Source organism: Streptomyces sp. NPDC018026 (genome assembly GCF_044327745.1).
GTDB lineage: Bacteria > Actinomycetota > Actinomycetes > Streptomycetales > Streptomycetaceae > Streptomyces > Streptomyces rubrogriseus.
Genome location: NZ_JBIRFY010000001.1, coordinates 263,629 through 287,375, shown reverse-complemented (window position 1 = coordinate 287,375; position 23,747 = coordinate 263,629). Strand labels below are relative to the sequence as shown.

At 73.3% G+C, this 23,747-nt stretch carries 21 protein-coding genes and 1 riboswitch; of the genes, 9 read left to right on the top strand and 12 right to left on the bottom strand.

Annotated features, from left to right (window positions below; translation table 11 throughout):
• Nucleotides 1-8: 8 nt before the first annotated feature.
• Nucleotides 9-836 (bottom strand): enoyl-CoA hydratase family protein, encoded by an 828-nt coding sequence (locus ACH4D3_RS01175; protein WP_398315047.1) that lies wholly within the window; start codon nucleotides 834-836, stop codon nucleotides 9-11.
• A 184-nt stretch (nucleotides 837-1,020) separates the two neighbouring features.
• Here ACH4D3_RS01175 and ACH4D3_RS01170 point away from each other — a divergent pair, with 184 nt between their 5' ends.
• Nucleotides 1,021-1,461 carry an ATP-binding protein gene (locus ACH4D3_RS01170; RefSeq protein ID WP_398315045.1) on the top strand — a complete coding sequence of 147 codons (441 nt, stop codon included), beginning with the start codon at nucleotides 1,021-1,023 and terminating at the stop codon, nucleotides 1,459-1,461.
• Here the strand turns inward: ACH4D3_RS01170 and ACH4D3_RS01165 are convergent.
• The 3 genes from ACH4D3_RS01165 to ACH4D3_RS01155 all read right to left on the bottom strand — a co-directional run bounded on the left by ACH4D3_RS01165 (nucleotide 1,421) and on the right by ACH4D3_RS01155 (nucleotide 5,315).
• Nucleotides 1,421-2,860 (bottom strand): amino acid permease, encoded by a 1,440-nt coding sequence (locus tag ACH4D3_RS01165; protein WP_398315043.1) that lies wholly within the window; start codon nucleotides 2,858-2,860, stop codon nucleotides 1,421-1,423. The genes ACH4D3_RS01170 and ACH4D3_RS01165 overlap by 41 nt on opposite strands.
• Before the next feature lie 124 nt (nucleotides 2,861-2,984).
• Nucleotides 2,985-3,992, bottom strand: a complete 1,008-nt coding sequence (argF, locus tag ACH4D3_RS01160; RefSeq protein WP_398315041.1) for an ornithine carbamoyltransferase — start codon at nucleotides 3,990-3,992, stop codon at nucleotides 2,985-2,987.
• Nucleotides 3,993-4,091: 99 nt separating this feature from the next.
• Nucleotides 4,092-5,315 carry an arginine deiminase gene (locus ACH4D3_RS01155; protein ID WP_398315039.1) on the bottom strand — a complete coding sequence of 408 codons (1,224 nt, stop codon included), beginning with the start codon at nucleotides 5,313-5,315 and terminating at the stop codon, nucleotides 4,092-4,094.
• 210 nt (nucleotides 5,316-5,525) lie between these two features.
• Here ACH4D3_RS01155 and ACH4D3_RS01150 point away from each other — a divergent pair, with 210 nt between their 5' ends.
• Nucleotides 5,526-6,821 (top strand): cation:proton antiporter, encoded by a 1,296-nt coding sequence (locus ACH4D3_RS01150; protein WP_398315037.1) that lies wholly within the window; start codon nucleotides 5,526-5,528, stop codon nucleotides 6,819-6,821.
• A 52-nt stretch (nucleotides 6,822-6,873) separates the two neighbouring features.
• On the opposite strand, the gene ACH4D3_RS01145 is transcribed toward ACH4D3_RS01150, so the two are convergent.
• From ACH4D3_RS01145 to ACH4D3_RS01115, 7 genes are all read right to left on the bottom strand, one after another.
• Nucleotides 6,874-9,426 carry a polynucleotide kinase-phosphatase gene (locus tag ACH4D3_RS01145; RefSeq protein ID WP_398315035.1) on the bottom strand — a complete coding sequence of 851 codons (2,553 nt, stop codon included), beginning with the start codon at nucleotides 9,424-9,426 and terminating at the stop codon, nucleotides 6,874-6,876.
• Nucleotides 9,423-10,901 (bottom strand): 3' terminal RNA ribose 2'-O-methyltransferase Hen1, encoded by a 1,479-nt coding sequence (locus ACH4D3_RS01140; protein ID WP_398315033.1) that lies wholly within the window; start codon nucleotides 10,899-10,901, stop codon nucleotides 9,423-9,425. Before ACH4D3_RS01140 ends, ACH4D3_RS01145 begins: the two co-directional genes overlap by 4 nt.
• 166 nt (nucleotides 10,902-11,067) lie before the next feature.
• Nucleotides 11,068-11,991 (bottom strand): LLM class F420-dependent oxidoreductase, encoded by a 924-nt coding sequence (locus ACH4D3_RS01135; protein WP_398315031.1) that lies wholly within the window; start codon nucleotides 11,989-11,991, stop codon nucleotides 11,068-11,070.
• A 70-nt stretch (nucleotides 11,992-12,061) separates the two neighbouring features.
• The gene (locus ACH4D3_RS01130) at nucleotides 12,062-12,532 is read right to left on the bottom strand and encodes a DUF6099 family protein (protein ID WP_398315029.1); all 471 of its coding nucleotides are present in this window, start codon (nucleotides 12,530-12,532) and stop codon (nucleotides 12,062-12,064) included.
• Nucleotides 12,533-12,714: 182 nt separating this feature from the next.
• Nucleotides 12,715-13,059 (bottom strand): nucleotide pyrophosphohydrolase, encoded by a 345-nt coding sequence (locus ACH4D3_RS01125; RefSeq protein ID WP_059298140.1) that lies wholly within the window; start codon nucleotides 13,057-13,059, stop codon nucleotides 12,715-12,717.
• Nucleotides 13,056-14,267 carry an ATP-binding protein gene (locus tag ACH4D3_RS01120; protein ID WP_398315027.1) on the bottom strand — a complete coding sequence of 404 codons (1,212 nt, stop codon included), beginning with the start codon at nucleotides 14,265-14,267 and terminating at the stop codon, nucleotides 13,056-13,058. The genes ACH4D3_RS01125 and ACH4D3_RS01120 overlap by 4 nt, the downstream gene beginning before the upstream one ends.
• Before the next feature lie 95 nt (nucleotides 14,268-14,362).
• Nucleotides 14,363-14,755 (bottom strand): cell division protein SepF, encoded by a 393-nt coding sequence (locus ACH4D3_RS01115; protein WP_398315025.1) that lies wholly within the window; start codon nucleotides 14,753-14,755, stop codon nucleotides 14,363-14,365.
• A gap of 163 nt (nucleotides 14,756-14,918) precedes the next feature.
• On the opposite strand from ACH4D3_RS01115, the gene ACH4D3_RS01110 reads away from it, so the two are divergent.
• On the top strand, nucleotides 14,919-18,065 hold the full coding sequence (locus ACH4D3_RS01110; protein ID WP_398315023.1) for an FAD-binding and (Fe-S)-binding domain-containing protein: 3,147 nt from the start codon (nucleotides 14,919-14,921) through the stop codon (nucleotides 18,063-18,065).
• A gap of 44 nt (nucleotides 18,066-18,109) precedes the next feature.
• On the opposite strand, the gene ACH4D3_RS01105 is transcribed toward ACH4D3_RS01110, so the two are convergent.
• Nucleotides 18,110-18,577 (bottom strand): hypothetical protein, encoded by a 468-nt coding sequence (locus ACH4D3_RS01105; protein ID WP_398315021.1) that lies wholly within the window; start codon nucleotides 18,575-18,577, stop codon nucleotides 18,110-18,112.
• 280 nt (nucleotides 18,578-18,857) lie between these two features.
• Between ACH4D3_RS01105 and ACH4D3_RS01100 the strand changes: the two genes are divergently transcribed.
• The 6 genes from ACH4D3_RS01100 to ACH4D3_RS01075 all read left to right on the top strand — a co-directional run bounded on the left by ACH4D3_RS01100 (nucleotide 18,858) and on the right by ACH4D3_RS01075 (nucleotide 23,743).
• Nucleotides 18,858-20,204: a chloride channel protein gene (locus ACH4D3_RS01100; protein WP_398315019.1), complete on the top strand. Its 1,347-nt coding sequence runs from the start codon at nucleotides 18,858-18,860 to the stop codon at nucleotides 20,202-20,204.
• 98 nt (nucleotides 20,205-20,302) lie between these two features.
• On the top strand, nucleotides 20,303-20,782 hold the full coding sequence (locus tag ACH4D3_RS01095; protein ID WP_398315017.1) for a potassium channel family protein: 480 nt from the start codon (nucleotides 20,303-20,305) through the stop codon (nucleotides 20,780-20,782).
• A 51-nt stretch (nucleotides 20,783-20,833) separates the two neighbouring features.
• A riboswitch (cobalamin riboswitch) is annotated at nucleotides 20,834-21,019 on the top strand.
• Between the two features lie 29 nt (nucleotides 21,020-21,048).
• Nucleotides 21,049-21,753: an energy-coupling factor ABC transporter permease gene (locus ACH4D3_RS01090; RefSeq protein WP_398315015.1), complete on the top strand. Its 705-nt coding sequence runs from the start codon at nucleotides 21,049-21,051 to the stop codon at nucleotides 21,751-21,753.
• A complete protein-coding gene (locus tag ACH4D3_RS01085; RefSeq protein ID WP_398315013.1) occupies nucleotides 21,750-22,106 on the top strand; it encodes an energy-coupling factor ABC transporter substrate-binding protein in 357 nt (118 codons plus the stop codon). Before ACH4D3_RS01090 ends, ACH4D3_RS01085 begins: the two co-directional genes overlap by 4 nt.
• The gene (gene cbiQ / locus ACH4D3_RS01080) at nucleotides 22,107-22,856 is read left to right on the top strand and encodes a cobalt ECF transporter T component CbiQ (RefSeq protein WP_398315011.1); all 750 of its coding nucleotides are present in this window, start codon (nucleotides 22,107-22,109) and stop codon (nucleotides 22,854-22,856) included.
• A gap of 71 nt (nucleotides 22,857-22,927) precedes the next feature.
• Nucleotides 22,928-23,743 (top strand): ATP-binding cassette domain-containing protein, encoded by an 816-nt coding sequence (locus ACH4D3_RS01075; RefSeq protein WP_398316600.1) that lies wholly within the window; start codon nucleotides 22,928-22,930, stop codon nucleotides 23,741-23,743.
• The last annotated feature ends 4 nt before the right edge of the window (nucleotides 23,744-23,747 follow it).

Below are 23,747 nucleotides of genomic sequence, written 5' to 3'. Positions count from 1 at the left end.
ACATCTCCCTACCTCCCTTGCCACTTCGGGGGGCGCTTCTCCGTGAAGGACGCGTGGAATTCGGCGTAGTCCTCGCCCGTCATCAGCAGGGCCTGGGTCGAGGCGTCCAGTTCCACCGCGGCCGCCAGCGGCATGTCCAGTTCGGCCGTGAGGAGGGCCTTGGTCTGGGCGTGGGCCAGGGCCGGGCCGTCGGCGAGGCGCCGGGCCAGGGTGTGGGCGGCCTCGTCGGCGCGGCCCTCTTCGGTCAGCTCGCTGATCAGGCCGATCCGCTCGGCCTCGGGTGCGCGGACCGGGTCGCCGAGCATCAGCAGCCGGGTGGCGTGGCCGAGGCCGACGACGCGGGGCAGGAGGTAGGCGGCGCCCATGTCGCCGCCGGAGAGGCCGACGCGCGTGAAGAGGAAGGCGAAGCGGGCGGACGGGTCGGCGACGCGGAAGTCGGCGGCCAGCGCGAGGACCGCGCCCGCACCGGCCGCGACCCCGTGCAGGGCGGCGATCACCGGGAACGGGCACTCCCGTACCGCCCGCACCACCTGGCCGGTCATCCGGTTGAAGTCCAGCAGCCGGGCGGTGTCCATCGACAGGGTGGCGCCGATGATCTCGTCCACGTCGCCGCCGGAGCAGAAGCCGCGCCCCTCGCCGGCGAGGACCAGCGCCCGTACGGACCTCTGCCGGGACAGCTCGGCGAGCAGGTCGCGCAGGTCGGCGTAGGCCTCGAAGGTGAGGGCGTTGAGCTTGTCGGGGCGGGCCAGGGTGACGGTGGCGACGCCGTCGGTGATCTCGACACGCAGGTGCCGCCAGTCGGGGGTGGGGACGGCGGAGCCGGTGAAGGGACTCATGACAATCGAAGCTATCACCCTTCCGTGACTGTCGTCACGGGGGCGCGATAAGGCATCGGGGCGTCGGTGTCGAGGGTCGAAGGTCCCTGAGGGTGCCCGTCGAACGGCTCTGCCGGGCGGCGCCGTACCATTCATAAGGTTGAAAGCAGGACAGGACTCCCCTGCTCCACGAAACGGACCTGCCGTGCACGATCACTTCCCCGCTCCCGCCTCCTGGCGCATCGCACTGCCGCACTCCGCCGCCGCGGTGCCGGTGGCCCGTGCCCTGGTGCGCAACGCCCTGGCCGAGCTGGAGCACACGGCCGACGGGGACACCGCGGAGCTGCTCACGGCGGAGCTGGTCGCCAACGCGGTGGAGCACACCGCGGCCGGCCCGACCTCGATCGAGCTGGTGGTGGAGCTGATGCCGACCGGCTGCCAGGTGGAGGTCCACGACCCCGACCCGTCGCCGCCGGCCGACCTCACCCGGCCGGACGTGGAGCCGCCCGACCCGTGGCGCGAGGACGGGCGCGGTCTGCTGCTGATCCGCGCCCTCAGCTCGTCCTGCGGCCACCGGCCCACCCGGTCGGGCAAGGCGGTCTGGTTCAGGCTTCCTGCGGTACCCGCTCAGCGTCGTCCGCGCTGACGGCGGCCTGCGCCAGGCGGGAGTGGCGGCGCCCGTAGGCCGTGTAGACCAGCAGGCCCACCGCGAGGAACACCGCGAACTGGAGCCAGGTGGCACCGCCCGTCTCGTACATCAGGTACAGGCAGAAGCCGACCCCGAGCAGCGGCGTCGCCGGGTAGAGCGGCACGCGGAAGGTGCGGGCCAGGCCCGGTTCGCGGCGCCGCAGGGTGATCACCGAGACGTTGACGGCGGCCATGGTGGCGAGGGTGCCGATGGTGCACAGGTTGACCACGGCGTCCAGCGGGGCGAAGGCCGCGGGGAGGGCGAAGACCACGCCGACGATCAGGGTTCCGGCGACGGGGGTCGCGGTGCGCGGGGAGACCTTCTCGAAGACCCGGGGGATCAGTCCGTCCCGGGACATCGACATCAGGATGCGGGTCTGGCCGTACATCACGGCGAGCACCACGGAGGCGATGGCGACGACCGCGCCGAAGGCGACCACGCCGCCGCCGATCGCGGAGCCGGTGACCTCGTCGACGACGTAGGAGAGCGCGGCGGGCCGGTCGCCGACCCGGTCGCCGCCGACGGCGCCGATCGCGGCGACGGCGACCGCGCAGTACAGCAGGGTGACCAGGCCGATGCAGACCAGGATCGCGACGGGGATGTCCCGGCGCGGGTTCTTGGCCTCCTCGCCGGCCGTGGTGATCGCGTCGAAGCCGATGTAGGAGAAGAAGGCGGCGGTGGTGCCGGCGCCGATGCCGCCGAGACCGGCCGGGGAGAAGGGGGTGAGGTTCCCGTCCTGGAAGGCGTAGAAGCCGATGGCGCAGAAGGCGAGCAGCACGGCCAGCTTGAGGACGGCCATGGCGGCCGTGGCGCGGGCGCTCTCCCGTACGCCGCGCACCAGCAGGACCGAGGCCAGGGCGATGACGATCACCGCGGGCAGATTGACCGCGCCGCCGTCGCCGGGGCCCGCGGAGAGGGCGTGCGGGAGCTGGACGCCGAGGACGCTGTCGAGCAGCTCGTTGACGTATTGGCTCCAGCCGACCGCGACCGCCGAGACGGACACGCCGTACTCCAGGAGCAGGCACCAGCCGACGAGGAAGGCCGTCCGCTCGCCGAGCCCGGCGTAGGCGAAGGAGTACGAGGAGCCGGAGACGGGGATCGCGCCGCCCAGCTCGGCGAAGGCGAACGCGGTGAACACGCAGGTGATCGCGGCCAGGACGAAGGAGACGACGACGGCGGGACCGGCCTCGGCGACGGAGTCGGACAGGCCGACGAAGATGCCGGTGCCGACGATCGCGCCGACGCCGAAGCAGACGAGCTGGAACAGCCCCATCGTGCGCTTCAGGCCGTGGCCTTCGCGGTCCGCGCCGGATTCGGCGACGAGGAGGTGGGGGGACTTGACGCGGGAAGCGGGCATTGCGGGTGGTGCTCGTTTCTGGTGGTGCGGGGGCGCGACGGTGGTCGCGGCCGACGGCACCGGAAGGGGTGGCTCCGGAGCCGCCGGTCAGCATAGGGCCTGGTGGGGCGGGCCGCGAAGAGGATCAGGCGAGGGTGGCGACGAGTACGGCCTTGATGGTGTGCAGGCGGTTCTCCGCCTCGTCGAAGACGACCGAGTGCTCCGACTCGAAGACCTCGTCGGTGACCTCCAGCGAGTCGAGCCCGTGGGCCTCGAAGATCTCCTGGCCCACCTTGGTGCCCAGGTCGTGGAAGGCGGGCAGGCAGTGCAGGAACCTGACGTCCGGGTTGCCGGTGGCGCGCAGCACGTCCATGGTCACGGCGTAGGGCGCGAGGGCCTTGATGCGCTCCGCCCAGACCTCCTTGGGCTCCCCCATGGAGACCCAGACGTCCGTGACGACGAACCCGGCGCCCCGCACCCCCTCGGCCACGTCCTCGGTGAGGGTGATGCGCGCCCCGCTGGTCTCGGCGAGCCGGTGCGCCCGGTCGACGACCTCCTGGGCGGGCCAGTAGGACCTCGGGGCGACGATGCGCACGTCCATGCCGAGCAGGGCGCCGGTGACCAGGTAGGAGTTGCCCATGTTGAAGCGGGCGTCGCCGAGGTAGGCGAAGCTGGTCTCCCGCAGCGGCCGGTCGCCGTGCTCGGTCATCGTGAGCACGTCGGCGAGCATCTGGGTGGGGTGCCAGTCGTCCGTCAGGCCGTTGTAGACGGGGACGCCCGCGAAGGCCGCCAGCTCCTCGACCTTGGCCTGGCTGTCGCCGCGGTACTCGATGCCGTCGAACATGCGGCCGAGGACGCGGGCGGTGTCCTTCACGGACTCCTTGTGGCCGATCTGCGACCCGGCCGGGTCGAGGTACGTCGTGGACGCGCCCTGGTCGGCGGCGGCGACCTCGAACGCGCAGCGGGTGCGTGTCGAGGTCTTCTCGAAGATCAGCGCGATGTTCTTGCCGGTGAGGTACCGCGTCTCGGTCCCGGCCCGCTTGGCGGCCTTCAGTTCGGCGGCCAGCTCGAGCAGACCGCGGAACTCCTCCTCGGTGAAGTCGAGCTCCTTGAGGAAGTGGCGGCCGGTGAGGGCGGTCGGGACTGTCGCCATGGGGGCGCTCCAGAGGTGCAGGTCGGGGACTGTCTTCTGGAAGTCTATACGAACTTCTGAATTTATATACAGGGGCATTTTTTATACAGGTCCGGGTCCTTATACGGGCCCCCGCTGCACCGGGCAGCTCATGCAGCGCGGCCCGCCCCTGCCCCGGCCCAGTTCGCTGCCCGGGATCTCGATCACCTCGATGCCCTGTTTGCGCAGGTGGGTGTTGGTCGTGGCGTTGCGTTCGTAGGCGACGACGACGCCCGGCTCGACGGCCAGGACGTTGCAGCCGTCGTCCCACTGCTCGCGCTCGGCCGCGTGCACGTCCTGGGTGGCGGTGAGGACCCGGATCTCGCCGAGGCCGAGGGCGGCGGCCATCGCGCGGTGCATGTGCTCCGGCGGGTGGTCGGTGACCTTCAGGTCCTTCTCCCCGGCGCCCGGCTCGATGGTGTAGGAGCGGAGCATGCCGAGCCCGGCGTACTGGGTGAAGGTGTCGCCGTCGACCATCGTCATCACCGTGTCCAGGTGCATGAAGGCGCGCCGCTTGGGCATGTCGAGGGCCACGATCGTCCGGGCGGACCCGGCGGCGAACAGCTTGTGCGCGAGCATCTCGACGGCCTGGGGCGTGGTGCGCTCGCTCATGCCGATGAGCACGGCGCCGTTGCCGATGACCAGGACGTCGCCGCCCTCGATGGTGGAGGGGTAGTCGGCCTGCCCCTCGGACCAGAGGTGGAAGGTCTCGTCGCGGAACAGCGGGTGGTGGCGGTAGATCGCCTCGAAGTGGACCGTCTCGCGCTGCCGGGCGGGCCAGCGCATGGCGTTGATGGAGACCCCGTCATAGATCCAGGCCGAGGTGTCCCGGGTGAAGAGGTGGTTGGGCAGCGGGCCGAGCAGGAAGTCGTCCAGCTCCATGGCGTGGAAGCGCACCGAGGTCGGCTCCGGGTGCGCGTCCAGGAACTCCCGCTTGGTCATGCCGCCGACCAGCCACTCGGCCAGCTCGTGGGCGGGCAGGGTCTCGAAGGCGGCCCGGAGGTGGTCGGTGGCCAGCACTCCGTACTCCTTCTCGTCGAAGACCCGGTCCAGGACGAGCCGCCGCGCGGCCGGCACGTCCAGGGTCTCGGTGAGCAGGTCGCCGAAGAGGTGCACCGCCACCCCGCGGTCGCGGAGCACGTCGGCGAACCCGTCGTGCTCGGCGCGCGCCCGGCGCACCCACAGCACGTCGTCGAAGAGAAGGGCGTCCTTGTTGCTGGGGGTGAGCCTTTTGAGCTCGAGATCCGGCCGGTGCAGGATGACGCGGGTGAGCCGCCCGGCTTCGGAGTCGACTTGGAATCCCATGTCTCCATCCTGACCACTCCGGCGCCCGTTCACCCCCTGCTTTCGCGTGCCGGTGACCACAGTGCGCCCTCCGGGTGCCCCTGTGCGACGGCGGGGCCCCGCGGCGCCGCCGCGTAAAGCGTGGCGACGGCCGGAGTGCCCGGCCGCACCTCAGGGGGAGGCCCGTTGAGTTCCGAAACGCTGAGTTCCGGCACGTTGAGTTCCGACGCCTTGAGTTCCGACGCATTGATCACCCACTTCGTGGGGGCCTCGGCGCTGATCCTGGTGGCCGCCCACAGCGGCGGGTGGCTGGCCCGGCGGCTGGGGCAGCCGTACATCGTGGGCCAGTTGGCGACGGGGATCGCCCTCGGTCCCTCGCTGCTCGGCAGCACCGCCCCGGACGCGTACGCGGCCCTGTTCCCGGCGGCGATCGGTCCGGCGCTGACCGGGCTCGCGCAGTTCTCGCTGGTGGTGTTCCTGTTCGCGGTGGGCTACGAGCTGGACCTGAAGATGCTCGGCGTCCGGGCGCGCAGCTCGGTGAACGTGGCGCTGGCCTCGTTCGCCGTGCCGATGGCCGTGGGCTGCGGCTGCGCCCTGCTGTTCGGGGACGCCCTGCACGACCTGGGCATGCCCAGGGACCTCTCGCCCGGCATGGTGGTCTTCGCGGGGGTGGCCCTGGCGACGACGGCGGTACCGGTGCTGACGGCCATCGTGCGCGAGAACGGGCTGTCCCGCACGGTGCCCGGAGTGGTGGCCGTCTCCGCCGCCGGAGTGCTGGACGCGATCTGCTGGACGGTGCTGGCGGGCGCGCTGCTGGATTCGGGGGGCGGGGGCGGCACCGCAGGGGGGCTCGACTGGCCGTGGCGGGTGCTGCTCACGGTCGGCTACGTCGCCCTGATGGCGTGCGCGGCCCGGCCGCTGCTGCGCCTGCTGCTGTGGCGGACCCGCCTGGAGCCCTCGCTCCGGATGGCGCTGCTCATCGGCTTCGCGCTCGGCTCTGCGTGGGTCACGCACGCGCTGGGGCTGCATGTGATCTTCGGTGCGCTGCTCGCCGGGGTGGTCGTCCCGCGGGAGACGGGTGGCACGCTCGACCCCGACCTGCTGCGGCCGCTGCTGTCCGTGGCCTCGCTGCTGCTGCCGTTCTTCTTCGTGCTGTCGGGCCAGTCCGTGGCGCTGAACAGCATGACGGGCACGGGCTGGGCGGCTCTGGCGGTGGTGACGCTGCTCGCGGTCGTGACGAAGATCGGCAGCGGGGCGGCGGCGGCCGCACTGGGCGGTCTCGACCGGCACGACGCCTGGACGGTCGGCATCCTGCTCAACACCCGGGGGCTGACCGAGCTGATCGCCCTCAACGCGGGCCTGGACGCGGGCCTGCTGAGCGCCCCGCTCTACACGGTCCTCGTCTTCATGGCCCTGGCCACGACGCTGCTGACCCAGCCGCTCCTGCTGCTGAACGCGCGGCTCGCCACGCGCGTGCGCCGTCCGGAGTCGGCCCGGTCCACGGCGGTGAAGCCGTACGCCGGGTGACACCGGCCGGCGCACGTCCCACCGCCGCGGCCCGGTCACCGGATCACGGAGGTCACAGCCGCGGGTCCACCGGCTCCGACTCCAGGGCCAGCACCGCGAACACCGCCTCGTGCACCCGCCACAGCGGCTCGCCGTCCGCGAGCCGGTCCAGGGCCTCCAGGCCGAGGGCGTACTCGCGGATCGCCAGGGACCGCTTGTGGTTCAGGAAGCGGTGCCTGAGCCGGGCGAGGTTGTCGGGACGGGTGTACTCGGGGCCGTAGATGATCCGCAGGTACTCGCGGCCGCGGCACTTGATGCCGGGCTGCACCAGGCGGCCCTTGCTGTCGCGCACCAGGGCGCCGATCGGCTTGACGACCATGCCCTCGCCGCCGCGGCCGGTCATCTCCAGCCACCAGTCGACGCCCGCCGCCACCGACTCCGGGTCGCCGGTGTCGACGTACAGCCGCCGGGTGGTCTGCAGCAGGCCGCTGCCGTCGTGCTCGACGAGCCGGTCGAGGAGGGCGAGCTGCTCGTCGTGCGGCAGTGCGGCCAGGCTGCGGCCCTGGACGGCCAGGATCTGGAACGGGGCCAGGCGGACGCCGTCCAGCCCTTCGGTGGGCCAGCAGTAGCGGCGGTAGGCGTCGGTGAAGGCGGCCGCGTCGGCGGACCGGGCCCGCTGGCGGTCGAGGAGGTCCTTCACTTCGACGCCGCGCGCCGCGGCGCCCTCCAGCGCGGCCAGCGCGCCCGGGAACACCGCGCCGGAGGCGGCGCCCACGGCGGCGTACTGGGAGCGCAGCAGGCCGGAGGCCTTGAGCGACCAGGGCATCAGCTCGGTGTCGAGGAGCAGCCAGTCGGTGGCCAGTTCGTCCCACAGACCGGCCTCGCCGATCGCGGTGCGCAGCCGGTCGAGGATCTCCTCGGTGACCGACGCGTCGTCGAGGAAGGGGCGGCCGGTACGGGTGTACAGGGACCCGGTGGGGCCGTCGACACCGAAACGGGTGCGGGCCACCTCCGCGTCGCGGCAGACCAGGACCACCGCCCGCGAACCCATGTGCTTCTCCTCGCACACGACGCGCTCGACACCGTCCGCCGCGTACTGCGCGAAGGCCTCCTTGGGGTGCTCCAGGTAGCCGTCCACTCCGGAGGTGGCCGTCGGTGCCATGGTCGGCGGGAGGTACGGCAGCAGGCGGGGGTCGGTGGCGAAGCGGCTCATGACCTCCAGGGCCGCCGCGCCGTTCTCCTCGCGTACGGTGATCCGCCCGGCGTGCCGGGTCTCCACCACCCGGCGGCCCTGGACGTCGGCCAGGTCCAGCGGGCGGCCGTCGTGCCCGCCGGGTGCCTCGGTGCGCAGCGGCTTGGCCGGCTCGTACCAGACCCGCTCGGCCGGTACGTCGACGGTCTCCCGCTCCGGCCAGCGCAGCGCGGTGAGCCTGCCGCCGAAGACGGCGCCGGTGTCCAGGCAGATGGTGTTGTTCAGCCAGGTCGCCTCCGGGACGGGGGTGTGGCCGTAGACGACGGCCGCGCGGCCCCGGTAGTCCTCGGCCCACGGGTAGCGCACGGGCAGGCCGAACTCGTCGGTCTCGCCGGTGGTGTCGCCGTACAGGGCGTGGCTGCGGACCCGGCCTGAGGTGCGGCCGTGGTACTTCTCGGGCAGACCGGCGTGGCAGACCACCAGCCGGCCGCCGTCGAGGACGTAGTGGCTGACCAGGCCGTCGATGAACTCCCGTACCTCGGCGCGGAACTCCTCGCTCTGGCCGTCCATCTGCTCGACGGTCTCGGCGAGTCCGTGGGTGTGCTGGACCTTGCGGCCCTTCAGGAAGCGGCCGTACTTGTTCTCGTGGTTGCCGGGGACGCACAGGGCGTTGCCCGACTTGACCATGGACATCACGCGGCGCAGCACGCCGGGGCTGTCCGGGCCGCGGTCGACGAGGTCGCCGACGAAGACGGCGGTGCGGCCGTCGGGGTGGACGCCGTCGGTGTAGCCCAGCTTGCCGAGCAGGGTCTCCAGCTCGGTGGCGCAGCCGTGGACGTCGCCGACGATGTCGAAGGGGCCGGTGAGGTGGGTGAGGTCGTTGAAGCGCTTCTCGGTGACGACGGTGGCGTGCTCGGCCTCCGCGGTGCCGCGCAGCACGTGCACCTTGCGGAAGCCCTCGCGCTCCAGGTGGCGCAGGGAGCGGCGGAGTTCGCGGGTGTGGCGCTGGATGACCCGGCGGGGCATGTCGGCGCGGTCGGTGCGGGTGGCGTTGCGCTCGGCGCAGACCTGCTCGGGCACGTCGAGGACGATGGCGATGGGCAGCACGTCGTGCTTTTTGGCCAGCTCGATCAGCTGACGCCGGGCGTCCTGCTGCACGTTGGTGGCGTCGACGACGGTACGTCGGCCGGCGGCGAGCCGCTTGCCCGCGATGTAGTGCAGGACGTCGAAGGCGTCGCGGCTGGCGCTCTGGTCGTTCTCGTCGTCGGCGACCAGGCCCCGGCAGAAGTCGGAGGAGATGACCTCGGTCGGCTTGAAGTGGCGCCGCGCGAAGGTGGACTTGCCGGAGCCGGAGGCGCCGATCAGCACGACGAGGGAGAGGTCGGTGACGGGCAGGGCGCGGGCCCGCACGGAGGTGTCTTCGGTGGTGCTCATGCGGCCTTCGCCTCCTTCTCGGTCGGGGCCTCGGTCGTGCCGAGGGTGAACAGGGCCAGCTGGGTGGGCGCGCCCACCTCGGGGTCGTCGGGTCCGACGGGGCGGAACTCCACGTAGTAGCCGTGCCGTTCGGCGACCGCCCCGGCCCAGGCGCGGAACTCCTCGCGGGTCCACTCGAAGCGGTGGTCGCGGTGGCGGACGTGACCGGCGGGCAGGGTCTCCCAGCGCACGTTGTACTCGACGTTGGGGGTGGTGACGACGACGGTGCGCGGGCGGGCCGAGCCGAAGACGGCGTACTCCAGGGCGGGCAGCCTCGGCAGGTCGAGGTGCTCGATCACCTCGCTGAGCACGGCGGCGTCGTAGCCCTTGAGCCGCTTGTCGGTGTAGGCGAGGGAGCCCTGGAGGAGCCGGACGCGGGCGGCCTGCCGCTCGCCCATGCGGTCCAGCTTGAGCCGCCGGGAGGCGATGGTGAGGGCGCGCACCGACACGTCCACGCCGACGATCTCGGTGAACCGCGGCTCCCTGAGCAGCTCGCGCACCAGGTGCCCCTCGCCGCAGCCCAGGTCGAGGACGCGGGCGGCGGCCCGGTCGCGCAGGGCGGTGAGGATCGCCTCGCGGCGGTGCACGGCGAGCGGGGTCGGCTTCGGCTCCTGCTCGGCCTCCGCCTCGACCGCGTTGTCGATCTCCTCGACCTCGCTGTCGTCGGTCTCGGCCAGCCGGATCAGCTCCAGCCGGTCCATCGCCTCGCGGGTCAGGGACCAGCGGCGGGAGAGGTACCGGCTGGTGATGAGCTTGTGTTCGGGGTGGCCGGGCAGCCAGCCCTCGCCGGCCCGCAGCAGCTTGTCGACCTCGTCCGGGGAGACCCAGTAGTGCTTGGCGTCGTCGAGCACCGGGAGGAGGACGTACAGGTGGCGCAGGGCGTGCGCGAGGGTGAGGGTCTCGGACTCCAGCACGAGCCGGACGTAGCGCGAGTCGCCCCACTCGGGGAACTCGGGGTCCAGCGGCACCGCCTCGACGGCGACCGCCCAGCCCAGCGGCTCGAACAGGCGCCGTACCAGGTCGGGGCCGCCGCGGGCGGGCAGCGCGGGCACCTCGACGCGCAGCGGCAGCGGCTGGGCGGCGCGCTCGGGGCGGGTCTTGCACACGCCGCGCATCGCGCTGGAGAAGACGTTGCTCAGCGCGACGGCGAGGAGGGACGAGGCGGCGTACGGGCGGTCGTTGACGTACTGGGCGAGCGCCGCGTCGGGGGCGCCGCCGCGGCCCTTGCCCTTGCCGCGCCTGACCAGCGCCACCGCGTCGACCTCCAGCAGCAGCGCCGCCGTGCAGCGCTGATCCTCCGCCTCGGGGTAGAGCACGTGGGCCGTGCCGAAGGAGGTGGAGAACGCCTGCGCCTTGTCCGGATGCTTGTGCAGCAGGAAACCGAGGTCGGTCGCGGGGTGCTCGGGGGTGCCGGTGGTGGTGATGGTCAGGAACATGGGCCTCTCCGGCCGGGTCGGCGGTGCAACGGACGACTGCGTGGGTGCCGTGCGCACGAGAGCCCCCAGGGGGTGTTCCCCGGGGGCTCCGGCAGGACGACGGTCACACCATCGCACAGGGTGGGTGACCGGCGCCTTCGGTTATCCGACGGTTCGACAGGCGGCCTCAGGCAAGCTGCGACTGGACCTGGGAGGAGATCAGTTCGAGGTGGTCCAGGTCGTCGAGGTCGAGGATCTGGAGGTAGATCCGCTGTGCGCCGGCCTCGGCGTAGCGGCCGATCTTCTCGACGACCTCGGCCGGGGAGCCCGCGAGGCCGTTGGCCTTCAGCTCCTCCACCTCGCGGCCGATGACGGCGGCGCGCCGGGCGACCTCGGCGTCGTCCTTGCCGACGCAGGCGACGAGGGCGTTGGAGTAGGTGAGCGCGTCCGCGCCGCGGCCGGCCGCCTCGGCGGCGGCCCGTACCCGGCCGAACTGGCGCTCGGTGTCCTCGATCGAGGCGAACGGCATGTTGAACTCGTCGGCGTACCGACCGGCCAGCCGCGGGGTGCGGGTGGCGCCGTGGCCGCCGATGAGCACGGGCACCTTGGCCTGCGCGGGCTTGGGCAGCGCGGGCGAGTCGGTGAGGTCGTAGAACTTTCCGTGGAAGTCGAAGGTCTTGCCGGTCTCGGTGGCCCACAGTCCGGTGACGATGGCCAGCTGCTCCTCCAGGCGGCCGATCTTCTCCTTCGGGAAGGGGATGCCGTAGGCCTTGTGCTCCTCCTCGAACCAGCCCGCGCCCAGGCCCAGCTCGACGCGGCCGCCGGACATCCGGTCCACCTGGGCGACCTGGATGGCGAGGACGCCGGGCAGCCGGAAGGTGCCGGCGGTCATGAGGGTGCCGAGGCGGATGCGCTTGGTCTCCCGGGCGAGTCCGGCGAGGGTGATCCAGGCGTCGGTGGGGCCGGGGAGTCCGTCCGCGGCGCCCATGCGGAGGTAGTGGTCGCTGCGGAAGAAGGCGTCGAAGCCGAGGTCCTCGGTGGCCCTGGCCACGGTGAGCAAGGTGTCGTAGGTGGCCCCCTGCTGGGGCTCGGTGAAGATACGGAGATCCATGTCTTCCATCCTGCCTGCTCGGCGCGGGGGTACGGCACAGGCTCCCGCCGCGGCGCGCGGAGCGGGGGCCTCATCCGGCCTCCCGCTCGGGTAAGTGCGCCTCGCGGTCCGCCAGTTTGCGCAGCATCTCCAGGACCCGGTCGCGCGACTCGTCCGCCGCGTCGATGGCCTCCATGCACTGCCAGTACGTCGCCTCGTCGTCGGCGGCGCAGGCGACGCCCACGAGAGCGATGCCGGTCTCGCCGAGCAGGGTGCCCAGGCGCATCAGGGCCTGCCGGGCGTCGCCCAGTTCGGTGAGCTGGGCGGCGCGCAGCTCGCCCGGGTCCAGCTCCGGGGTGCGCAGCACTCCGCAGCCGCGGCCCGCCAGCTCGGTCAACCCGATGGCCTCGCCGCGCAGTTCGGGTGGTCCGTGGACCGCCAGCCGGCTGCCAATCGCCTGGGCCAGCGCCTGCACCTGCCACACCTCCGTCAGGACCTCCGGCACCTCGCCGCCGGCGGCCAGGGCACGCCCACTCGTCACGATGAGCCGCACAGCGTCCATGCGCTGCCCCCGTCTGTCCGACGCGCTCGCGGCGCGTCCGCCCGAACTCCGTTGTTCACTACCCAGAGTGAAGGTGTGTGGGACGAAAAGCCAGAGGAAGGCGGAAATCTTCGGACACCATCGTGATTTCTGGCCGGAATTTGACTGCGGAGAGTGATAGCGGAGTGGTTGACTCCCCGGGTTCAGTCTTCCGGTGCGCCCGCCACCGGGAACCGGGACTCGTTGCGCTCGATCTTCGCCTCCAGCGCGGCCAGCGGGTCGACTCCGAGCACCTCGCAGAACTGGAGGAGGTACGCCAGGACGTCGGCGACCTCGTCCCGGACCCGGTGGGCGGTGTCCGGGTCGGTCATCACGCGGGCCGACTGCTCGGGCGTCAGCCACTGGAAGATCTCGAGGAGTTCGGAGGCCTCCACGCTCAGCGCGGCGGCCAGGTTCTTGGGGGTGTGGTACGGCTGCCAGTCGCGCGCGGCGGCGAACTCGGCCAGCCTGCGCCGCAGTGCCGCGAGGTCACGGGGGTGATCGGTCACGGGTTCAGGTGTACCACCGTGACGCCGCCCGCCGCGGCCGCCCCGGCCCGCCCGGCCTCCCCCATCGCCTCGACCACCTCGACCGCCCACGACGCGTCGGCGACCGCTCCGAGGAAGCGGATGTGCCCGCGGTCGCACATCCGCGCCGCCAGCCGGAGCAGTTCGGCGCGCTGGCACACGTCCAGGCCGCGGTCGAAGCCGTCGGCGAGGACGGTGAGCGTCTGCAGCGCGGCGGGCACCTCGCCGGCCGGGTCGACCTCCAGCACACCGGGTCCGGTGAACAGCACCAGGGCCAGGGCGAGGTAGCGCAGCTCGCCGTAGCCGAGGCGGCCGAGGCCGGTGCGGACGCCGTCGCCCCGGTCGAGGAGCGCGCGGACCACACCGCCGCCGAGGACCGGTTCGGCCAGGACGTCCTCGACGGGGCCCGCGCACCCGGCACGTACCGCAGCGACGAACTGCGCGTGCCGCCGGCCGCACTCGGCGCGGGTGCGCCACAGCACGTCGGCGAGGTTGTCGCAGCCGCCGAGCAGGCGCCCCGAGCCGGTGGGCACGGGCTCCCGCATCCGGCCCGGCCGCGGATCGCAGGCGAAGACGGAGCGCAGCGCGACCACCATCTGTTCGGCCGCCGCGAGCACCCTGCGCTGCCCGTCCGTCTTGCCGGCCACCCGCAGCGGCAGCAGCGGGGTGCCGAGCCGGTCGTCGGGCAGCGGGGCACGGGTCACGGGCGCCGACCCGGCCGTGTGCCAGGCCGCCTGTACGGCACGGCGGCCGGGGTCGCGCAGGGCCGTTTCGAGCAGCACGACGCCGTCCGCCGTCAGCCGCTCCCCCACGATGCGCAGTTCCGGCTCGGCCTGCACGGCGACGTCCAGGTGCACCGGCCCCTCGGCCCCGTCGGCCGTGCAGCCGATGCGAAAGCCCCGGCGGTGCTGCGCGTCGGGCCGGGCCCGCTCGGGCACGCAGGCGCCCGGGTCCGCGAACACCGCGCCGAGTTCCGCGCCGCCGCCGAGCCGGGCCAGGGCGTCGTACGCCCGCAGCGCACTGGTCTTGCCGCTGCCGCTGGGCCCGGCGAGCACGGTGAGCGGCCCGAGCCGCAGCACGGCGCGCCGGTGCCCGGCGAACGCGGACAGCCGCAGCTGGGTGACGCGGGGGCGGTCGGGGACCGGCGCGACGGATGCCGGTAACGCGGAGGACGCAGGTGACGCTGCCATATGCGGACCGTAGGACTCCGCCGGACGGCGAACCGTTTTGCCCGGACGGCTTTCCTACGATCGGGGGACCGGACGGTCAGGGCCGGAGCGGACCGTCACACTCCCGACACCCCTGCCGCACTCTCCATCAGCCCGTTCACCTCGGTGCCCGCCGGAGTCAGCAGGAAGACGTTGCGGTCCACCCGGTGCATCCCGCTGGCCAGCCCGAAGACGACGCCGGTGCTGAAGTCCAGGACCCGCTTGGCCACCTCGCCCTCGGCGCTGGTCAGGTCCAGGAGCACCGGAATCCCGGCCATCAGGGTCTCGGCGACCTCGCGGGCGTCCGCGAACACGTTGACCCTCAGGACGACGAAACGGCGGCGCCGCTCCGTCTCCGCCTCGGGCATCGCCCGGTGACCGACCGCGGACGGCCAGGCGTCGCGCCCACGCAGCGGAACTACCTGGGCGAGCCCTTCCCACTGTTCATCGGTGACGTCGTGGCTGTTCACCGGCACCCCCGATTTCACTCGCCTTCATTGCCTGCACCGGCCAATTCTTACGCCAAGTCACCCGTTCGGCCCAACAGCGACACGGTTGGCGACGCTCCGTGTCCGGTGATTGTCCGGCGCCGGGCCGGGTACTCAGCGACAGCCGTCACAAGAAGGAGTGCCCATGGGTGCGCTGGACCTGCCCGAGCCCGTCACGCGCGAGGCGGCAGCGCCGAAGGTCGACACCGCCGCCCTCCGGGACGCCCTGCGCGAGCGGGTGGACGGTGAGGTCCGTTTCGACGCCGGGAGCCGGGCCGCCTACTCCACGGACGCGTCGAACTTCCGGCAGACCCCCCTCGGCGTGGTCGTCCCGCGTACCCCGGAGGCCGGGGTGGAGGCGGTGGCCGTGGCCCGGGAGTTCGGCGCACCCGTGCTCTCGCGCGGTGGCGGCACCAGCCTGGCCGGGCAGTGCACCAACGCGGGCGTGGTCCTCGACTGGTCGAAGTACTGCACCCGGGTGGAGTCGGTGGACCCCGGCGCCCGCACCTGCGTCGTGCAGCCCGGGATCGTGCTCGACGACCTCAACGGGCAACTCGCGCCGCACGGCCTGCGCTACGGACCCGAGCCCGCCACCCACGCCAACTGCACCGTCGGCGGCATGATCGGCAACAACTCCTGCGGCGCCACCGCGCAGGCGCACGGCAAGGTCGTGGACAACATCGTCCGCCTGGAGGTGCTGCTGTACGACGGCACCCGCTTCTGGTGCGGCCGCACGGACGACGAGGAGTACGCCGAGATCGAGCGGCAGGGCGATCTGCGGGCGACCGTCTACCGCCGGCTGCGGGCGCTGCGCGACGCCTACGGGGACGAGATCCGCCGCCGGTTCCCGGACCTCCCGCGCCGGGTCTCCGGCTACAACCTGGACTCCCTGCTGCCGGAGTTCGGCTTCGACGTGGCAGGGCTGCTGGTGGGCAGCGAGTCGACGCTGGTCACGGTGGTGCGGGCGGAGCTGGAGCTGGTGCCGGTGGTGAAAGAACGCTCGCTGCTCGTGCTCGGGTTCGACAGCATCGACAAGGCCGCCGACGCGGTGCCCGGCATCCTGCCGCACGAGCCGATCGCCCTGGAGGGCGTCGACGCCCGGCTGGTGCGCGACGAGCGGATCAAGCACCTGAACCCGGGGGCGCTGGCCGAGATGCCCGAGGGCAACGCCTACCTGATGGTGCAGTTCGGCGGGGACACCGTCGAGGAGGCCGACGCGCGGGCGCACCGGATGCTTCAGGCCGTGCACCGCTCCGAACGGGACGCCGACTGCGCGTTCCTGGACGACCCGTCGCACGAGGCAGACCTGTGGCAGGTCCGCGAGGCCGGGCTCGGCGCCACCGCGCACATCCCGGGCAGGCCCGACACCTTCGAGGGCTGGGAGGACTCGGCGGTCGCCCCCGAGAGGCTGGGCGACTACCTGCGACGGCTGCGCGGCCTGTTCGAGGAGTTCGGGTACCTGAGCGACACGGGTCCGAGCCTGTACGGCCACTTCGGGCAGGGCTGCGTGCACACCCGGATCCCGTTCGACCTGTACACCGCGGACGGGGTGGCGGCGTACCGGAGGTTCATGGAGCGGGCCGCCGATCTCGTCGTCGAGTTCGGCGGCTCGCTGTCCGGCGAGCACGGGGACGGGCAGAGCCGCGGCGAGCTGCTGGGGCGGATGTTCGGGGACCGGCTCGTGGAGGCGTTCGGCCGGCTGAAGGCCGTGTTCGACCCGCTGGACCGGATGAACCCGGGGAAGGTCGTCGCGCCGTACGGGCTGGACGACAACCTGCGGCTCGGCGGTGACTGGGCCCCGTTCGAGCCCCGCGACCTGCACTTCCGCTTCCCGCACGACGGGGGTTCGTTCTCGCAGGCGGCCAACCGCTGCGTCGGCGTCGGCAAGTGCCGGCAGCACACCAGCGACGGCACGGTGATGTGTCCGTCGTACCAGGTGACCCGGGAGGAGGAGCACTCGACGCGGGGCCGGGCCCGGCTGCTGTTCGAGATGCTCGACGGGCACGGGGACGGCGCGATCCGGGACGGCTGGCGTTCGGAGGCGGTCAGGGACGCCCTCGATCTCTGCCTGGCCTGCAAGGGCTGCAAGAAGGACTGTCCGGCGGACGTGGACATGGCCACGTACAAGGCGGAGTTCCTGTCCCACCACTACGCGGGCCGGCCGTGGCGCCGGCCGCGCTCGGACTGGTCGATGGGCTGGCTGCCGGCGCTCGCGCAGGTCGTGGGCCGCACCCGGCTCGGGCCGGTGGTCAACGCGCTGACGCACGCGCCGCTGCTGTCGAGGGCGGCGGTGCTGGTGGCGGGAGTGGCGGACCGGGAGGTGCCGCTGTTCGCGGAGCGCACCTTCGAGCAGTGGTTCGCCGGCCACCAGCCGGAGGGCGACGGGCGCCGCGGGTCCGTGCTGCTGTGGCCGGACACCTTCACCAACCACTTCCACCCGCACATCGGCCGGGCGGCGGTACGGGTCCTCGAAAACGCGGGCTGGCGGGTGGAGTTGCCGCACGAGCCGCTGTGCTGCGGGCTGACCTGGATCTCCACCGGGCAGCTGGGCACGGCGGAGAAGGTCCTCACCCGCACCGTGCGCGCCCTGGCCGAGCACGTCCGCGCGGGCGGCCTGGTGGTGGCGCTGGAGCCGAGCTGCACGGCCGTGTTCCGGGCGGACGCGGCGGAGCTGTTCCCCGGCGACCAGGACGTGCTGCGGCTGGCCGAGCGGACGGTGACGCTGTCGGAGCTGCTCACCGAGCACTCCCCCGGCTACGAGCCGCCGCGGGTCCCGGACCGCTCGGCGCGTGCGCTCGCCCAGGTGCACTGCCACCAGCACGCGGTCCTGGGCTGGGAGGCCGACCGGGAGCTGCTGCGCCGGGCCGGGGTGGACGCGCAGCGACTCGACTCCGGCTGCTGCGGGCTGGCCGGCAACTTCGGCTTCGAGCGCGGTCATCTCGACGTCAGCGAGGCGTGCGCGGAACGGGTGCTGCTGCCCCGGCTGCGGGAGGAGGACGAGTCGACCGTCGTCCTCGCCGACGGGTTCAGCTGCCGGACCCAGATCCACGAGTTCGACAGCGGCGGCCACGAGGGCGTGCACCTGGCGGAACTGCTGGCCTCGGCGCTGCCGCCCGGTCCCGCGACCGGCCCGGGGAACGCCCCGGGCAGCGCGTACGGCACCGCTTTGGGCGCCCGTCCGTCCGCTCCCGGGCCGCGGGCCCGGGCCGTGGCCCTCGCGGCCGCGGCGGCGGCCGCGATGGGCACCGCGGCGGCGGCGACGGCGCTGGCCCGGAGCCTGCGCCGCCGCTGAGCCCGGACACGACGGGCATGGAGTCCGTGTCCGGGCGTGGAGTCTCAGGCCCGGGACGACGCGCTGTCCTGACGGCTCGCCAGGGCCCAGATCACGAAGACGTCGATCGCCATCATGATCACGGACCAGACGGGCGAGTACGGCAGGAACAGGAACTGGGCGATCAGGCTCAGCGAGGCGAGGACGATGCCCGCCACCCGCGCCCAGGCCATGTCCTTGAGCAGACCGAACCCGGTGACGAACACGAGGGCGCCCAGGATGACGTGGACGACTCCCCAGCCGGTCAGGCTCATCTCGTAGACGTAGGTGCCGATACGGGCGTACACGTCGTCCTCGGCGATGGCCGCGATGCCCTGGAGGACGGCGAGCGCGCCGTTCAGCAGCAGCAGTACGCCCGCGAAGACGACACCGCCGGTCACCCAGCCGCTGGTGCGGTCGCCCGAGCGCTGGGCCCAGGAGGCGTCGCCGCCGTGGGACGGCCGGCCGGGAGTGGGTTCGGCGTGCTGGCTCATGAGCGGAGTCCTTTCTGTGTCCCCCGTACGGGGCAGCTGCCCACCGGCGCCCAACGGCACCGACAGGTCATTCAGAGCCTGCGGGTGGCCGCGCTCCCCGGCCAGGCGGGTCCGCCGGACGGGTGAACCGCGCGCCGGGCGTGCGCATGCGGACGCTCCCGGCCTCGCGTTAACTGAGCGGCACCCGCGGCCCCGGTGACCGACGGACCCCGGGGCGGGACGAAGGAGGGCGTGTGACGAGTCGGCCGCTGCCCCGGCGGGGTCCGCGCGGACGGGTTCCGTGACCGCGCCGGCGAACGCCGTCCCGGACCGGGCGGAGCTGTCCCTGCGGCAGACCCTGCTCAGCCCCGGCTACCGGCGGCTGTTGCTGCTGTGCGTGCTGCTGGGGGTGCCCATCGCGCTGGCCTGCTTCTTCTTCGTCGGGCTCCAGCACGAGTTGCAGCACTGGGTGTGGACGTCGCTGCCCGAGGCGGCCGGATACGACACCCCGCCGTGGTGGTGGCCGCTGCCCGCGCTGGTGCTCGCCGGACTGATCCTGGCGCCGATCGTGACCCGGATGCCGGGCGGCGGCGGCCATCTGCCGGTGAACGGCCTGGGCGGCGCGCCCGTCGGCCCCCGGGCGCTGCCCGGCGCGGTGCTGGCCGCGCTGGCCACGTTGCCGCTCGGCGTGGTGCTGGGTCCCGAGGCCCCGCTCATGGCCGTCGGCAGCGGGCTCGCCCTGTTGGCGCTGCGGCGGGCGGGCGCGGGCGGCGATCAACGGGCGAGCGCGATCCTCGCGACGGCCGGCTCCACCGCCGCGATCTCCACCATCCTCGGCGGTCCGATCGCGGCGGCGGTGCTGCTCATCGAGGGGGCGGGGCTGGCCGGCACCCAGCTGGTCGCCCTGCTGCTGCCCTGCCTGCTGGCCAGCGCGGCCGGCGCCCTGGTCTTCACCGGCTTCGGGCAGTGGACGGGGCTGGAGATCGGCGCGCTGAGCCTGCCCGACCTGCCGCCGCAGGCCAATCCGGACGCGGGTGACTTCCTGTGGGGCCTGCCCACCGCGGCCCTGATCGCCGTACTGGTGACGCTGGCCCGCGCGCTGGGCCGCCGCACCGTCACCTGGACCGGGCACCGCACGGCCGCCCGCACCGTCGCCTGCGCCGCCGCGGTCGGCGGCTGTGTCGCCGCGTACGCGCTGATCACCGGCCGTTCCCCGGCCGAGGCGGCGCTGTCCGGCCAGGCCACCCTCGCCCAGCTCGCCGCGCACCCGCACGCCTGGTCCGTGGGGGCGCTGGTCGCGCTGGTCGCCTGCAAGGGGCTGGCCTGGGGCATCGCGCTGGGCGCGCTGCGCGGCGGCCCGATCTTCCCGGCCGTCCTGCTGGGCGCGGCGACGGCCCTGGCCTGCTCCGGGCTGCCCGGCTTCGGCGCCACCCCGGCCCTCGCCCTCGGCATCGCCGCCGCGGCGGCCGCGGTGACGGGGCTGCCGCTGGCCAGCTCGGTCCTGGCGGTGCTGCTGATGGGCCGGGACGCCCACGACCAGATGCCGCTGATCGTCATGGCCTCGGTCGTCGCGTTCGTCGTGGCCCAGCTGGTGCGCCGCACCCGGCCGGAACCGGGTGGGGCGCCGACGGCGGGAGCGGCACGGTGAGGGACCGCCGGACCGCACACCCGCGCCCTCGCCCTCGTCCGCGCCCTCGTCCGCGTTCCCGGACCGGCTGGGCAGCGGTCCGGCCCTGGCTCGTACGGGTGGGGATCGCGGCCGCCGTGGTCGTGGCGTACTTCCTGCTCCCCCTCGACCACCTGGGGCCGCAGCGGCCGGTGCTGAGCTGGGTGCTGTTCGCCCTGCTGCTGACCCTCGTCGCCCTACTGCTGCTGCGGCAGATCCGGCACGTTCTCCTCGACCGTCCGGACCGCCGGCCCGGGGTGGTCATCTCGCTGCTGATCGTCCTGTCCGTGCACGTCTTCTCGGCCACGTACTACGCCCTCGCCAAGTCGCCTGGCCAGTTCAGCGGACTGCACACCCGGATCGACGCGCTGTACTTCACCGTGGTGACGCTCGCGACCGTCGGGTACGGGGACATCACCCCGCGCGGCCAGGCCGCGCGGGTCGTGACGATCCTGCAGATCACCTACAGCTTCGTCTTCCTGACGGCCGCCGCGACCGCGCTGACCACCCGGATGCGGGACATGGTGGTCCGGCGTCCGGAGCGGGGCCGTTCGCGCTGACAGGGGTGCCGCGGGGTCCGAGGCCTGCTTGTGTCCGCCCCCGTGGGAGCACTACTGTCGCCACGCCTTGGTGAACGGGAAATCCGGTGTGATGCCGGTGCGGCCCTCGCCACTGTGAATCGGGAAGTCCGGCTCCGGCCCTAAGGGGCAGCCACTGGATCCTTGTGATCCGGGAAGGCGGAGCACGGGCGGTGGTACCCGTAAGCCAGGAGACCGGCCAAGGCGCGTCGTCCATCCACGAGGTGCTGGAGAGGGTCTGCTGAGCCATGCACATAGCCGAGGGCTTTCTGCCACCGGCGCACGCGATCGCCTGGGGTGTCGCGTCCGCGCCGTTCGTCGTCCACGGAGTCCGGTCACTCACCCGTGAGGTCAGGGAGCACCCGGAGAGCACACTGCTCCTCGGGGCCTCCGGAGCCTTCACGTTCGTCCTGTCGGCCCTGAAACTGCCGTCCGTCACCGGGAGTTGCTCCCATCCGACCGGCACCGGTCTGGGCGCGATCCTGTTCCGGCCGCCGATCATGGCGGTGCTCGGCACCATCACGCTGCTCTTCCAGGCGCTGCTGCTCGCCCACGGCGGGCTGACCACGCTCGGCGCCAACGTCTTCTCGATGGCGATCGCCGGTCCCTGGGCCGGGTACGGCGGCTACCGGCTGCTGCGCCGCTGGCACGTGCCGCTGATGGTCGCGGTGTTCGTCGGCGCGTTCGTCGCCGACCTGTCCACGTACTGCGTGACCAGCGTGCAGCTGGCGCTGGCCTTCCCGGACCCGAGCAGCGGGTTCCTGGGCGCGCTCGGCAAGTTCGGCTCGATCTTCGCCGTGACGCAGATTCCGCTCGCGGTGAGCGAGGGTCTGCTCACGGTGATCGTGATGCGGCTGCTCGTGCAGTCCAGCAAGGGCGAACTGACACGGCTGGGCGTGCTGCTGACGAAGACGGCCAGCGCGGGCGCCAAGTCCGGGGCGGTGGCCCGATGAGCCGTAACGCGAAGATCAACACCCTGCTGCTGCTCGCCGTGGCCGCGCTGGCGGTGCTGCCGCTCGTGCTGGGGCTCGGCGACCACAAAGAGGAGCCGTTCGCCGGGTCCGACGCGGAGGCGGAGACGGCGATCACCGAGATCGAACCGGACTACGAACCGTGGTTCTCCCCGCTGTACGAACCGCCGTCCGGTGAGGTCGAGTCGGCGCTGTTCGCCCTGCAGGCCGCGCTCGGCGCGGGCGTGCTGGCGTACTACTTCGGCCTGCGCCGGGGCCGACGGCAGGGCGAGGAGCGGGCGCTGGCGGCTTCCGGGGCCACGGCGGCACCGGGGAACACCCCCGAAGGGGACTGAGTGCTGCCGATCGACGCGGCGGCGCACGCCAGTCGCTGGCGCCGCCGCCATCCCGTGGACAAGGCCGTGCTCGGTCTCGGCCTGACCGTGCTCGCGATCTCGCTGCCGCCCTGGCCGGGCGCGGCGCTGGTGCTGGTGACGGCGCTGGCGGTGCTGCTCGGCCCGGCGGGCGTGCCCGGGCGCCGGCTGTGGCGGGCCTACCGGGTGCCGCTGGGCTTCTGCGTGACGGGTGCGCTGCCGCTGCTGGTGCAGGTCGGGGGCCCGGACGGGTTCCTGACGGCGGCCGACGGCGGTGCGGTGCGCGCGGGCGGGCTGCTGCTGCGCACCTCGGCGGCCTCGCTCGGGGTGCTGCTGTTCGCGTTCACCACGCCGATGTCCGACCTGCTGCCGCGCCTGGTACGGGCCGGGGTGCCCGCGCCGGTCGTGGACGTGGCGCTGGTGACGTACCGGATGAGTTTCCTGCTGCTGGACTCGGTGCGCCGGATCCGGCAGGCGCAGGCCGCGCGGCTGGGCCACACCACGCGGGCGGCGGCCTGGCGTTCGCTCGGCGGGCTCGGCGCCACCGCCTTCGTGCGGGCCTTCGACCGGGCGGCCCGGCTGCAGACCGGGCTCGCCGGGCGCGGTTACGACGGCACCCTGCGCGTGCTGGTGCCCGAGGCCCGCGTGTCGGTGCCGTTCACGGCGGCGAGCGTCGCGCTGCTGGCGGCGCTCGCCGCCCTCACCCTCGTACTGGAAGGACCCCTGTCGTGAGCGAACCGGTGCGGTCACCCGACCCGGCCTCGGACCCGGCCTCGGACCCGGCCTCGGACCCGGCCCCGGACCTGGTCGCCCTGCGGGGCGCGTCGTTCGCGTACGAGGAGGGCCCGGACGTGCTGGCGGGCCTGGACTTCGCGGTGCGCGAGGGGCGGGCGCTGGCGCTGCTGGGCCGCAACGGCAGCGGCAAGACGACGCTGATGCGGCTGCTCAGCGGCGGGCTGAGGCCGCGCGCGGGGACGTTGACGGTCGGCGGGGAGCCGGTGACCTACGACCGCAAGGGGCTGACCCGGCTGCGGACCACCGTGCAGTTGGTGGTCCAGGACCCGGACGACCAGCTCTTCGCGGCCTCGGTCGGCCAGGACGTGTCCTTCGGTCCGCTGAACCTGGGGCTGCCCGACGCGGAGGTGCGCTCCCGGGTCGGGGAGGCGCTCGCCGCGCTGGACATCGCGGCGCTGGCCGAGCGGCCCACGCACCTGCTGTCGTACGGGCAGCGCAAGCGGACCGCGATCGCGGGGGCGGTCGCGATGCGGCCCCGGGTGCTGATCCTCGACGAGCCGACCGCAGGTCTCGACCCGGACGGGCAGGAGCGGCTGCTCGCCACCCTGGACCGGCTGCGCGCGGGCGGCACCACCGTGGTGATGGCCACCCACGACGTCGACCTCGCCCTGCGCTGGTCCGACGACGCCGCCCTGCTCACCCCGGACGGTGTGCGCACCGGCCCGGCCGCCGCGACGCTGGCCCGCACCGACCTGCTGCGGCAGGCCGGGCTGCGGCTCCCCTGGGGTGTCGCGGCGGCCGGGCTGCTGCGGGCGCGGGGACTGCTGGCGGACGCGGCGACGGGCCCGCGGACGGCGGAGGAGCTGGCGGCGCTGGCCGACTGACCAA

Bases quoted from the DNA above. Each gene is read 5' to 3' on its own strand.
- ACH4D3_RS01110 (WP_398315023.1), top strand. From the start codon at position 14,919: ATGGGTGCGCTGGACCTGCCCGAGCCCGTCACGCGCGAGGCGGCAGCG.
- ACH4D3_RS01085 (WP_398315013.1), top strand. From the start codon at position 21,750: ATGAGCCGTAACGCGAAGATCAACACCCTGCTGCTGCTCGCCGTGGCC.
- ACH4D3_RS01090 (WP_398315015.1), top strand. From the start codon at position 21,049: ATGCACATAGCCGAGGGCTTTCTGCCACCGGCGCACGCGATCGCCTGG.
- ACH4D3_RS01130 (WP_398315029.1), bottom strand. From the start codon at position 12,532: ATGGACGCTGTGCGGCTCATCGTGACGAGTGGGCGTGCCCTGGCCGCC.
- ACH4D3_RS01145 (WP_398315035.1), bottom strand. From the start codon at position 9,426: ATGAGCACCACCGAAGACACCTCCGTGCGGGCCCGCGCCCTGCCCGTC.
- ACH4D3_RS01155 (WP_398315039.1), bottom strand. From the start codon at position 5,315: ATGGGATTCCAAGTCGACTCCGAAGCCGGGCGGCTCACCCGCGTCATC.
- ACH4D3_RS01175 (WP_398315047.1), bottom strand. From the start codon at position 836: ATGAGTCCCTTCACCGGCTCCGCCGTCCCCACCCCCGACTGGCGGCAC.
- argF (WP_398315041.1), bottom strand. From the start codon at position 3,992: ATGGCGACAGTCCCGACCGCCCTCACCGGCCGCCACTTCCTCAAGGAG.
- ACH4D3_RS01105 (WP_398315021.1), bottom strand. From the start codon at position 18,577: ATGAGCCAGCACGCCGAACCCACTCCCGGCCGGCCGTCCCACGGCGGC.
- ACH4D3_RS01135 (WP_398315031.1), bottom strand. From the start codon at position 11,991: ATGGATCTCCGTATCTTCACCGAGCCCCAGCAGGGGGCCACCTACGAC.
- ACH4D3_RS01140 (WP_398315033.1), bottom strand. From the start codon at position 10,901: ATGTTCCTGACCATCACCACCACCGGCACCCCCGAGCACCCCGCGACC.
- ACH4D3_RS01165 (WP_398315043.1), bottom strand. From the start codon at position 2,860: ATGCCCGCTTCCCGCGTCAAGTCCCCCCACCTCCTCGTCGCCGAATCC.
- ACH4D3_RS01120 (WP_398315027.1), bottom strand. From the start codon at position 14,267: ATGGCAGCGTCACCTGCGTCCTCCGCGTTACCGGCATCCGTCGCGCCG.